Raw genomic sequence first — 11,333 nt, 5'->3', positions numbered from 1 at the left:
CTGAGCTAGCTGCTCACCCCAAGGGCCTTGCCCACGCTCGAATCGTCAGTAAGCAACCCGAGCATGCAGGCGGCCAGGTCACGGCGGGGGATCGACCCGCCCAGCCGGCCGCCGTCGCCCGTTGTCAGCGCCTTCCAGGTGCCGGTCGGCTCCTTGTCCGTGAGGCCGGTGGGACGGACGATCGTCCATTCCAGGCCGGAACTCTGCACGGCAGCCTCCTGCTTGTTGTGATCCGCCAGGGCCTTGGCGAGCACTGCCTGCATGACGAGCCGCAGCGGTGCGGGCATCTGCGAGCCGGAATCTCCGGCACCCAGCGAGGACTGCACCAGGAGCCGGTGCACGCCGGCTTTCTGCATCGCACCGATGACGCTTTCGGTGACAGCCGTCCGCTGCCGGGAAACACCCTTGGCGCCGCCCACGGTGACAACGACGGCGTCGGCTCCCGCCACCGCCCGGGCTGCTACGGCGGGGTCGGTCGCATCGCCGGTGACCGCGTGTACGCCTGCGGGTGCGCTGCCGCTGCGGGAAACGACCGTAACCTCGTGGCCTGCTGCCTGCGCGAGCGCGGCGAGCTGTGCTCCGGTGCCTTTTGAGCCGCCGACAATGGTGATCTTCACAGGGTCCTCTTATTCGTTGTGACGTGCTCTCAGAGCCTGAAACTATCTTATCGGCGCCCAGGCCGACTACGCCTGACTCCAACATCGGCTCACCCGGCTGATGCTCGTGGGAACAGGGCGCCGTGTGTCATCATCACAGGGTGTGCGATCAACGCCATAACGTCCCGGGGAGCAACTATGCGTTTTGACCGCCTGACCAAACTCATCGCTGCGTGCGCGGCAGGGGTCCTGGTCCTGGGTGCCTGCACCGCTGAGCCGGATGCCGTCGAGGAAGTGCCCGGCACCTCGCCGACTCCGGGAGGTGAGATCTCCGTGGCGGAGACCAGCGCCTTCAGCTCCTTCAATCCGCAAACTGCGGACGGGAACACGGACATCAACAACCGCATTGCCTATGCCACCCACTCGGGCTTCAACTATGTGGACAACAACCTGGACGTTGTTCCGCTGGAGGATTTCGGCACCTACGAAAGAATCTCCGAGGATCCGCTGACGGTAAAGTACACGGTCAATGAGGGGGTGGCCTGGTCCGACGGAGCTCCGGTGGGTGCGGATGACATGATGCTCGCCTGGGCCGCAGCATCCGGGCGGTTCGATGACGAGCTCACGGCCAGCAACGGCACTGTTCTCTCAGGCACGCGCTATTTCGACTACGCGGGATCCACTGAGGCCCTGGCCCTGACCGGCCTTCCGGAAATCGGTGATGACAACCGGTCCATCACCCTGACCTATTCACAGCCGTACGCGGACTGGGAGACAGCGTTCGGATCACTGGCCGACGACGGCGGGATCGGCGTCCCGGCGCACGTCGTCGCCCAGGGTGCAGGGCTGGCAGACGAAAAAGAACTGACCCGGTTGATCCGGAACACCCCCGCAGGCGATGCCCTGGATCCTGCTCCGGTCAACCCGGAACTGCGGGCTGTCGCAGACTACTGGAACACAGCCTTCACCACCGACGGACTTCCGGATGACCCGGCGCTTTATCTTTCCAGCGGCCCTTACATAGTTCAGAGCATCGAACCGGGAACGTCCCTGACGCTGGTGCGGAACGACGATTACCGGTGGGGTCCCCAGCCGGAGCTGGACCGGATCACGGTGCGGTTCCTCCAGGATTCTTCCGGCCAGGCGGCAGCCCTGAAAGACGGCACCGTGGACATCATCTCTCCGCCGGCGGACAGCGGCACGCTGACTGAACTCGAGTCGATGGGCAACATCAACCTGCACCGGGGAAACCAGCTTGCCTATGACCATCTGGACCTGAAATTCGACGGCGTCTTCACGGACAAGACTGTCCGCGAAGCCTTTCTTCATACCGTGCCGCGCCAAGCCATCGTGGAGGCCACCGTGCAGCCGCTGCAGCCCGAGGCGAAGCCGTTGGACTCTGAAGTGTTCCTCACCGACCAGTCCGCCTATGAGGAGGCAGCCGCCACCAACGGCTCCCGGGAGTTCGCCGCGGTGGATCCGGACCGTGCACGGGACCTGCTCGACGGCGCCACACCCGAGGTGCGCATCCTTTACAACCGTGACAACACCAACCGGGCGGCTGCGTTCAAGCTGATTCAAGAGTCAGCGTCCGAAGCCGGGTTCACCGTCGTCGACGGCGGACTTCCCGCCTCTGACTGGGCGGAACAACTGGGAACGGACAGCCATGACGCTGCCATCTTTGGCTGGACTGCCTCCGGGGTCGGGGTGTCCGGAGTGCCTCAGGTCTTCCGAACCGGCTCGGCCTCCAACTTCAACGGTTTTTCCAGTCCCGCAGCGGATGCGCTGATGGACGAACTCGTGACGGAGACTGATGCCCAGCGCCGGGATGAGCTTCAGACCCGGATAGACCGGCTCATCTGGGACGCGCGCTACGGACTGCCCCTCTATCAGGTGCCGGGGCTGCAAGCTTCAGCGGACACCATCGAGCATGTCGAATACATGCCCAACCAGACCGGACTGTGGTGGAACCTCTGGGAGTGGTCCGTAGCCCGGTAGTGACGTTGGTCATGGCATGCCCCCGCGACCGTCGGCATAATGGCAGGTCGGAAGGCAAAAGGACACCATTGTGTCGTAACACGTCAGGGGTATGCCAAATCGTTATCTCGACATGTCTTTCTATATAATTCCAGACGAGGGGCACCTTTTTGCCTTGCTATGGGCCGCCGGAGGCGTCCCGGGAGTCAATCACGGCTCCCCGTGGTGAGTACGGTGTACTCCAAAGCAATATGCTTTTGACCTTGTGAGTCGGCTCACTGTCTGCGAGCCGCAATGCCGACGCAACACGTTGGCACCCATAGACAACATAGGAGGCGGAATGCGCTTCACACGCACTTCCAAAATGCTGAGCGTCGCGGCCGTGGCCGTTCTGGCGCTGAGCGCCTGCGGCGGGGGAGATGGTTCCTCGGAATCCGGCGCAGAAGGTGACACCAGCCGTGTCATCATTGCCGACGGCTCAGAGCCCCAGAACCCGTTGATCCCCACGAACACCAATGAGGTGGGCGGCGGGGCGGTACTGGACCTGCTTTTTGCCGGCCTGATCAGCTACGACGCTGACGGCAAGCCGCAGAATGAAATGGCCGAGTCGATCGAGACCGAAGACGCGCAGAACTACACCATCAAGCTGAAGGAAGGCAAAACCTTCAGCAACGGTGCGCCGGTAACTGCTTCGTCCTTCGTGGATGCCTGGAACTACGGCGCCGCGGCTAAGAACGCCCAGCTCTCCAGCTACTTCTTCGAGAGCATCGAGGGATACGACGAAGCCAGCGCCGAAGGCTCGGAAGTGGACACCATGTCCGGGCTGAAGGTCATCGATGACACCACGTTCGAGGTCACGCTGAAGCAGCCTGAGTCCGACTGGCCGCTGCGCCTGGGCTACAGCGCGTTCTACCCGATGATCCCCGAAGCCCTTGCAGACCCGAAGACCTACGGTGAGAACCCCGTGGGCAACGGTCCGTACAAGTTCGACGGAGAAGGCGCCTGGGAGCACAACCAGGAGATCAACCTGGTCCCGAACGAGTCCTACGAAGGACCTCAGAAAGCCCAGAACGCCGGTATTACGTTCAAGATCTATCAGAACGACACCACGGCCTACCAGGACCTGATTTCCAACAACCTGGACGTCCTGAAGACCATTCCGACGTCAGACGTCAAGAACTTCAAGAATGACCTCGGCGAGGAACGCTCCATCGAGTCCCCGTACGCGGGCAACCAGACCATCGCCATCCCCTACTACCTGGAGAACTGGAGCGGTGAAGCCGGCAAGCTGCGCCGCCAGGCTCTCTCCATGGCGATCGACCGCGAAGAAATCACCTCGGTGATCTTCAGCAACGGCCGCACCCCGGCGGAAGACTTCACAGCACCCGTGCTGGATGGCTACTCCGCGGACCTGCCCGGCAGTGAAAACCTGGAGTTCAACCCGGAAAAGGCCAAGGAACTCTGGGAAGAAGCCGAGAAGATCTCGCCGTACGACGAGTCCCAGCCCCTGACCATCGCGTACAACGCGGACAAGGGCGACCACAAGACCTGGGTTGAAGCCGTAGTCAACGGTCTCAAGAACAACCTCGGCATCGAGGTCACCGGCAAGCCGTACGCGACGTTCAAGGAAGTCCGCACCGAAGCCAGCGACGCTGTCCTCACCGGAGCCATCCGCTCCGGCTGGCAGGCAGACTACCCGTCGCTGTACAACTTCCTCGGCCCGATCTACGCCACCGGAGCCGGCTCCAACGACGCACGTTACGAGAACCCCGAGTTCGACGCTCTGCTGAGCGAGGGTCTCTCGGCATCCACCGTTGAAGAAGGCAACGAGAAGATGAACGAGGCGCAGGAAATGCTCCTCGAAGATCTTCCCGCCATCCCCCTGTGGTACCAGGTTGCCCAGGGCGGCTGGAGCACCAACGTGACCAACGTTGAGTTCGGCTGGAACGGCGTACCCCTGTACTACGCCATCACCGGCAAGTAATTCCTCACAGCTCGGGGGCCCGGCCGCACACCGCAGCCGGGCCCTTGGGCCGCTCCAATGTAAAGGTGCTCTTAACATGAGTTTCACCAACCAGCGCCCCCGTGTGCGCACTGTGCCAGAGGCAAACATCTGATGGCCGGATACGTTCTTCGGCGCTTCCTGCAGTTAATCCCCGTTTTCCTGGGTGCAACACTGCTTCTCTACTTCCTGGTCTTCAGCCTTCCCGGCGACGCGACGGCCGCCATCTGCGGCGATAAGGGCTGCACCCCCGCCGTCGAAGCATCACTGCGTGCCCAGTACAACCTGGACCAGCCGTTCTGGATGCAGTACCTCCTGTACCTCAAGGGCGTTCTGACCTTCGACCTGGGAACAAACTTCGCCGGCCGCGAGATCTCCACCATCATCGCCGAGGTCTTCCCGACCACCGCAAAGCTGGCCGTCATGGCCCTCGTCTTCGAAGCCGTCTTCGGCATCGTCTTCGGCCTCTTCGCCGGCCTGCGCAAGGGCAAGATCTCCGACTCCACGGTTCTCGTGGTGTCCCTGGTGGTCATCTCCGTCCCGATCTTCGTGCTCGGCTTCCTGATGCAGTTCGTCTTTGGCGTCAAACTCGCCTGGACCAACCCCACCGTGAGCGGTGACGCGTCCTTCACTGAGTTGCTGCTGCCTGCCATTGTGCTGGGCCTGGTTTCCTTCGCCTATGTGCTGCGTCTTACCCGCACGAGCGTGATTGAGAACGCCAACGCTGACTATGTCCGCACCGCAACGGCCAAGGGCCTGAGCCGTCCGCGCGTCGTCACGGTGCACATTCTCCGCAACTCCATGATTCCGGTTGCCACTTTCCTGGGTGCCGACCTGGGCGCCCTGATGGGCGGCGCGATCGTGACCGAAGGGATCTTCAACGTCAACGGCGTCGGCAACACTCTGTACCGCGCCGTGCTCAATGGTGAAGCTCCGGTGGTCGTCTCCATCGTCACCGTGCTGATCCTGATTTTTTGCCTCGCCAACCTGTTGGTAGATCTTCTGTACGCGTGGCTGGACCCGAGGATTCGATATGCCTGAGAATGACAAAGCACTGACCCCCGCTTCACGCGGCAAGGTCTCTCCCTACCCGATCGAGCATTTTGTGGCGGACGTGGAGGAGACTCCGGTCCAGCCCGTGGACAGCTCGACCGCAGACGGCGCGCCCCGCAGCATCTGGGGCGAAGCCTGGCGCAGCCTGCGCAAGCAGCCCCTGTTCATCATCAGCGCCCTGCTGCTTCTGGCCGTAATTGTCGTGGCACTGTTCCCCGGCATCTTCACCAGCGAACAGCCCAACGACAACTGCCTGCTGGCCAATTCAGACGGCGGTCCGATTGCTGGCCACCCGCTCGGCTTCACCCAGCAGGGTTGCGATGTTTTGGCCCGAGTGGTCTATGGAACGCGCTCATCGCTGATGGTCGGCCTGCTGGCCACGCTCGGCGTGGTTGTTGTCGGCGGCGTCATTGGCGCCCTTGCCGGTTTCTTCGGCGGCTGGGTTGATGCCATCCTGGCCCGCGTCAGCGACATCTTCTTTGCGCTGCCGATGATCCTTGGCGCCATTGTTGTGGTGCAGCTTCCGTTCTTCCGGGAGAACCGCAACGTATGGACCATCGTCTTGATCCTGGTCACGTTCGGCTGGCCGCAGGTTGCCCGCATTACGCGCGGCGCCGTGCTTGAGATACGCAACGCGGACTTCGTCACGGCAGCCCAGTCGCTGGGCGTCTCACGGATGTCCGCGCTGATCAAGCACGTCATTCCGAATGCGATGGCACCCGTCATCGTCATCGCAACCATTTCGCTGGGCACCTTCATCGTGGCCGAGTCAACACTGTCCTTCCTAGGCATTGGCCTGCCGCCGGACGTCATGTCCTGGGGCAACGATATTTTCTCCGCGAAGCCCTCCCTGCGCACCAATCCGATGGCCCTGTTCTGGCCGGCACTTGCACTGTCGCTGACCGTGCTGTCCTTCATCATGCTCGGTGATGCTCTGCGGGACGCGCTCGACCCCAAGTCGCGTAAGCGATGACTAAGGATGGAACCATGTCCACGCATTCCATGGACCAGTCGCAGCCCCTGAACGGGTTGCCCAAGCCGCTGCTCGAAGTGCGGGACCTCGCCATTACGTTCAAGACGAACAACGGCGACGTCCCGGCTGTGCGCAACGCCCACCTGACGATCATGCCCGGAGAAACGGTCGCGATCGTGGGGGAGTCCGGCTCCGGAAAGTCGACGACGGCGCTGGCCGCCATCGGTCTTCTGCCCGCCAACGGTGCAGTCTCCGGAGGCAGCATCATCTTTGACGGTGAAGACATCACCCATGCGAGCGAAAAGCGCATCGTTGAGCTGCGCGGTTCCTCCATTGGCATGGTTCCGCAGGACCCGATGTCCAACCTGAACCCCGTGTGGAAGATCGGCTTCCAGGTCAAGGAAACGCTGAAGGCCAACGGCCTGCCGCACACCGCGAAGGATATTGCTCAGGTGCTCAGCGAGGCCGGACTGCCTGACGCCGCGGAGCGGGCCAACCAGTACCCGCACGAGTTCTCCGGCGGCATGCGCCAGCGTGCACTGATTGCCATTGGCCTGTCCTGCCGGCCGCGGCTGCTCATCGCCGATGAGCCGACGTCGGCCCTGGACGTCACGGTGCAGCGCCAGATCCTGGACCACCTGGACCGCATGACCGACGAGCTTGGCACTGCAGTCCTGCTTATTACCCATGACCTCGGCCTGGCAGCCGAGCGCGCCCACAAGGTTGTCGTGATGTACAAGGGGCAGGTGGTGGAATCCGGTCCCGCACTGGAAATCCTCACCAACCCGCAGCACCCGTACACCCGCAAGCTCGTGGAATCCGCGCCCTCGCTCGCCTCCCGGCGGATTGAGACGGCCAAATCACTGGGCCTGGATGACTCGGCGGAACTCCTCGCGGCACATCCTGACGGAGTCAAGACCGAGAACGTCATTGAGGTAAAGCAGCTCTCCAAGGTGTTTAAGCTGCGCGGGGCGCTGGGCAAGTCCACCGACTTCAAAGCCGTCGACGACGTGTCCTTTACGATTCCGCGCGGCACCACCACCGCCGTCGTCGGCGAATCCGGCTCCGGCAAATCCACAGTGGCACGGATGGTCCTGGGCCTGGAAAAGGCAACGGAGGGGCAGATCCTGTTCGACGGAGTGGACATCACCACTCTGAACCGCAAGAGGATGTTCGATTTCCGGCGCCGTGTGCAGCCCATCTTCCAGGATCCGTACGGTTCGCTGGACCCGATGTACAACATCTTCCGGACCATCGAGGAACCCCTTCGCGTTCACGGGATCGGTAATTCCAAGAGCCGCGAGAAGAAGGTCCGGGAGCTGCTGGACCAGGTCTCGCTGCCGGCATCGATGATGCGGCGCTACCCGAACGAGCTGTCGGGCGGACAGCGTCAGCGCGTGGCCATTGCCCGCGCACTGGCGCTGGACCCGGAAGTGGTCATTTGTGATGAGGCTGTTTCGGCCCTGGACGTCCTGGTCCAGGCGCAGATCCTGAACCTGCTGGCCGATCTTCAGTCCGAACTGGGGCTGAGCTACCTGTTCATCACCCATGACCTGGCCGTGGTCCGCCAGATCGCGGACGAGGTGTGCGTGATGCAGAAGGGCCGGATCGTCGAAACCGGGTCCACGGACGATGTCTTCGACAATCCGCAGCAGGAATACACGAAGGCTCTGCTGGCGGCCATCCCGGGTGCCGGGCTGATGCTTCCTCCGGAAGTTGCCTAGGGTATTTCCCGATACCGGCGGAAGGCAGGCTGCCCGCGGGCGGCCTGCCTTCCGTGTGTCAGGATCCGCGCAGCGGCGGGGACAAATCGGGTCCATTAGGGAACTTATGGTCTTCGGACTAGAATATTAGCGTGCCCGCTGACGGCGGCGCCTTCGGTACATTCTTACGGAGCATACGTGCAGAGCGGGATTCGTACAGAACGGCCGGATTAGCCCGGTCACACGACTGGGCTACTGTGCACCACCTTCGAACTTATCTCCTATGAATTGAGTCCTCACGCATGTCAGAAACCAACACGGCTGTAAACACCGCAGTACGAAGCGATCTCCGCAACGTTGCGATTGTGGCCCACGTTGACCACGGTAAGACGACTCTCGTCGACGCCATGCTGAAGCAGACGAACTCGTTTGCCGCCCACGGAAACGTGGAAGAACGCGTGATGGACTCCGGTGACCTGGAGCGCGAAAAGGGCATCACCATCCTGGCCAAGAACACCACCGTGTTCTACAACGGTCCGGCTGCCAAGGGTGAAACCATTACCATCAACGTGATCGACACCCCCGGCCACGCCGACTTCGGCGGCGAGGTTGAGCGCGGCCTGTCCATGGTGGACGGCGTTGTGCTGCTCGTTGATGCTTCCGAGGGCCCGCTGCCGCAGACCCGTTTCGTGCTGCGCAAGGCGCTGGCCGCCAAGCTGCCCGTCATCCTTCTGGTCAACAAGACCGACCGTCCCGACTCCCGCATCGACGAGGTCGTCAGCGAAGCCATGGACCTGCTCCTGGGCCTGGCCTCGGACCTCGCGGACGAAGTCCCGGACCTGGACCTGGACCTGGTGTTGAACGTACCGGTTGTTTACGCAGCCGCACGCGTCGGCGCTGCTTCCCTGGAACAGCCGGCTGACGGCTCCGCTCCGGCCAATGACAACCTGGAACCGCTGTTCCAGACGATCATCGACCACATCCCGGCCCCCACCTACGATCCCGAGGGCGTCCTCCAGGCCCACGTGACCAACCTTGACGCTTCTCCGTTCCTGGGTCGCCTGGCACTGCTGCGCATCTTCAACGGCACCCTGCACAAGGGTCAGACCGTTGCCTGGGCCCGTGCCGACGGCACCATGAAGTCCGTCAAGATCACCGAACTGCTGGCCACCAAGGCCCTGGACCGGGTTCCGACCGAATCCGCCGGCCCCGGCGAAATCGTTGCCGTTGCCGGTATCGAGGACATCACCATTGGTGAAACCCTCACCGACATCGACAACCCCAAGCCGCTGCCGCTGATTACTGTCGATGATCCGGCAATCTCCATGACCATCGGTATCAACACGTCGCCGCTGGCCGGCCGCGTGAAGGGCGCCAAGGTTACGGCCCGCCAGGTCAAGGACCGCCTCGACAAGGAACTGATCGGTAACGTTTCGCTGAAGGTCCTTCCGACCGAGCGTCCGGATGCCTGGGAAGTTCAGGGCCGCGGCGAGCTCGCCCTGGCCATCCTCGTGGAGCAGATGCGCCGCGAAGGCTTCGAACTGACCGTTGGCAAGCCGCAGGTTGTCACCAAGCAGATCGACGGCAAGAAGTGCGAGCCGATGGAGCACATGACCATCGACGTACCCGAGGAATACCTCGGTGCGGTCACTCAGCTGATGGCCGTCCGCAAGGGCCGCATGGTCAACATGTCCAACCACGGCACCGGCTGGGTTCGCATGGAGTTCATCGTTCCCGCCCGCGGCCTGATCGGCTTCCGCACCAAGTTCCTCACGGAAACCCACGGTGCCGGCATCTCCTCCTCCATCGCTGAAGGCTACGAGCCCTGGGTTGGCCCGATCGAGTACCGCACCAACGGTTCCCTGATCGCTGACCGCTCCGGCGTTGTCACCCCGTTCGCGATGATCAAGCTGCAGGAACGCGGTTCCTTCTTCGTGGAGCCCACCTCCGAGGTTTACGAGGGCATGATCGTTGGCGAGAACTCCCGCGCCGATGACATGGACGTGAACATCACCAAGGAAAAGCAGCTCACCAACATGCGTGCCGCTTCCTCGGACACCTTCGAGAACCTGACCCCGCCGCGCAAGCTGACTCTGGAAGAGTCCCTCGAATTCGCCCGCGAAGACGAGTGCGTGGAAGTTACTCCGGAGTCCATCCGCATCCGCAAGCTGGTCCTGGGCGCTTCCGAGCGCGCCAAGGTCACCCGCGCACGCGCCAAGAGCTAATCCCATTAGCTCGGCAACAGTGCCGCTGAGTCGGTCCCCGCGCTGGCGGGGCCCGCTGGCAGCTGTGCTTGGCGGTCTGCTGGCCTCCGTGCTGGGAACAGGGCTGCACGCCCAGATTCTCTACATCGGAGACACGCCGCTTCCCCTGGGGGCCGCGGCTGCCATAGTGCTTAGCTGCGCGGCCACGGTGTTTGCCGGGCTTTGGGCCGGTGCGGCGCTGTGGAGCGCGGCAGCCGGGCTGCTGGCCTACGTGGTGCTCGGCCTGTTCACCCTTGACCTCTGGGACACTCCGCTGATCATCACGGGAACCATTCTGGAGGAGCAGCCGGGGATTGTCCTGGCCGGACGGATCTGGCTCTTTGGGCAGGCACTGGCGACCATTGCCGCCCTCCTGATCACCTCGCGTGTGCTGGCCATGGCCCGCCGCGCCGGGGCGCAGCAGGAAGCTTAGATAAACGAAGGAAGGCCGCCGCGGGACACCGCGGCGGCCTTCCTACGTTTAAGCGGGTCACAGGCTCAGCGGGTCAGCGCCGCGGTGCACGGCGCTCCGGCGGCGGAGGTACCTGCTTGGCTGCCGTAATGAGTGCACAGGGAACCGTGACGTTTTCCAGCCGGCCCGCCACCGTAACGGACTCCTCCGTGGCCTGAACCAGATAACCCAGCACATCCGTGAAACCGCCGTCTATGCGGTAACGGACCACCACGCGGGCACCGTCGGGAAGGGACCGGAGGACGGCCGCAGGGCTCGAAACGTTCACCGTTCAATGGTACGCGGGCAGGGCCCGGCTGGGAGATAATGGTTCG

9 protein-coding genes are annotated in these 11,333 nt (G+C 63.0%); 7 read left to right on the top strand and 2 right to left on the bottom strand.

Translation table 11 applies throughout. The features are described 5' to 3' along the window. Positions 1–5 precede the first annotated feature (5 nt). Positions 6–617, bottom strand: coding sequence for an NAD(P)-dependent oxidoreductase (locus CXR00_RS01485; RefSeq protein WP_104052643.1), 612 nt, complete (start codon positions 615–617; stop codon positions 6–8). Positions 618–794: 177 nt separating this feature from the next. On the opposite strand from CXR00_RS01485, the gene CXR00_RS01480 reads away from it, so the two are divergent. From CXR00_RS01480 to CXR00_RS01450, 7 genes are all read left to right on the top strand, one after another. Continuing rightward, entirely contained in the window at positions 795–2,594 is a 1,800-nt protein-coding gene (locus CXR00_RS01480) for an ABC transporter family substrate-binding protein (protein ID WP_104052642.1), read from the top strand. 319 nt (positions 2,595–2,913) lie between these two features. Further along, positions 2,914–4,557 carry an ABC transporter substrate-binding protein gene (locus tag CXR00_RS01475; RefSeq protein WP_104052641.1) on the top strand — a complete coding sequence of 548 codons (1,644 nt, stop codon included), beginning with the start codon at positions 2,914–2,916 and terminating at the stop codon, positions 4,555–4,557. 132 nt (positions 4,558–4,689) lie between these two features. Further along, the gene (locus CXR00_RS01470; protein WP_104052640.1) at positions 4,690–5,616 is read left to right on the top strand and encodes an ABC transporter permease; all 927 of its coding nucleotides are present in this window, start codon (positions 4,690–4,692) and stop codon (positions 5,614–5,616) included. Next, positions 5,609–6,601 carry an ABC transporter permease gene (locus CXR00_RS01465; RefSeq protein WP_104052639.1) on the top strand — a complete coding sequence of 331 codons (993 nt, stop codon included), beginning with the start codon at positions 5,609–5,611 and terminating at the stop codon, positions 6,599–6,601. Before CXR00_RS01470 ends, CXR00_RS01465 begins: the two co-directional genes overlap by 8 nt. Before the next feature lie 14 nt (positions 6,602–6,615). Next, the gene (locus CXR00_RS01460; RefSeq protein WP_104052638.1) at positions 6,616–8,325 is read left to right on the top strand and encodes an ABC transporter ATP-binding protein; all 1,710 of its coding nucleotides are present in this window, start codon (positions 6,616–6,618) and stop codon (positions 8,323–8,325) included. A gap of 281 nt (positions 8,326–8,606) precedes the next feature. Next, a complete protein-coding gene (gene typA / locus CXR00_RS01455) occupies positions 8,607–10,529 on the top strand; it encodes a translational GTPase TypA (protein ID WP_104052637.1) in 1,923 nt (640 codons plus the stop codon). A 19-nt stretch (positions 10,530–10,548) separates the two neighbouring features. Continuing rightward, on the top strand, positions 10,549–10,980 hold the full coding sequence (locus CXR00_RS01450; RefSeq protein ID WP_104096775.1) for a hypothetical protein: 432 nt from the start codon (positions 10,549–10,551) through the stop codon (positions 10,978–10,980). A gap of 73 nt (positions 10,981–11,053) precedes the next feature. On the opposite strand, the gene CXR00_RS01445 is transcribed toward CXR00_RS01450, so the two are convergent. Next, positions 11,054–11,287, bottom strand: coding sequence for a hypothetical protein (locus CXR00_RS01445; protein ID WP_104052635.1), 234 nt, complete (start codon positions 11,285–11,287; stop codon positions 11,054–11,056). Positions 11,288–11,333 lie beyond the last annotated feature (46 nt).

Source organism: Arthrobacter sp. 9E16 (genome assembly GCF_002929435.1).
Lineage (GTDB): Bacteria > Actinomycetota > Actinomycetes > Actinomycetales > Micrococcaceae > Arthrobacter_B > Arthrobacter_B sunyaminii.
The sequence above is the reverse complement of the archived record's forward strand: the minus strand, read 5'-3'. Positions and strand labels throughout refer to the sequence as shown.

Bases quoted from the DNA above. Each gene is read 5' to 3' on its own strand.
- CXR00_RS01480 (WP_104052642.1), top strand. From the start codon at position 795: ATGCGTTTTGACCGCCTGACCAAACTCATCGCTGCGTGCGCGGCAGGG.
- CXR00_RS01475 (WP_104052641.1), top strand. From the start codon at position 2,914: ATGCGCTTCACACGCACTTCCAAAATGCTGAGCGTCGCGGCCGTGGCC.
- CXR00_RS01470 (WP_104052640.1), top strand. From the start codon at position 4,690: ATGGCCGGATACGTTCTTCGGCGCTTCCTGCAGTTAATCCCCGTTTTC.
- CXR00_RS01465 (WP_104052639.1), top strand. From the start codon at position 5,609: ATGCCTGAGAATGACAAAGCACTGACCCCCGCTTCACGCGGCAAGGTC.
- CXR00_RS01460 (WP_104052638.1), top strand. From the start codon at position 6,616: ATGTCCACGCATTCCATGGACCAGTCGCAGCCCCTGAACGGGTTGCCC.
- typA (WP_104052637.1), top strand. From the start codon at position 8,607: ATGTCAGAAACCAACACGGCTGTAAACACCGCAGTACGAAGCGATCTC.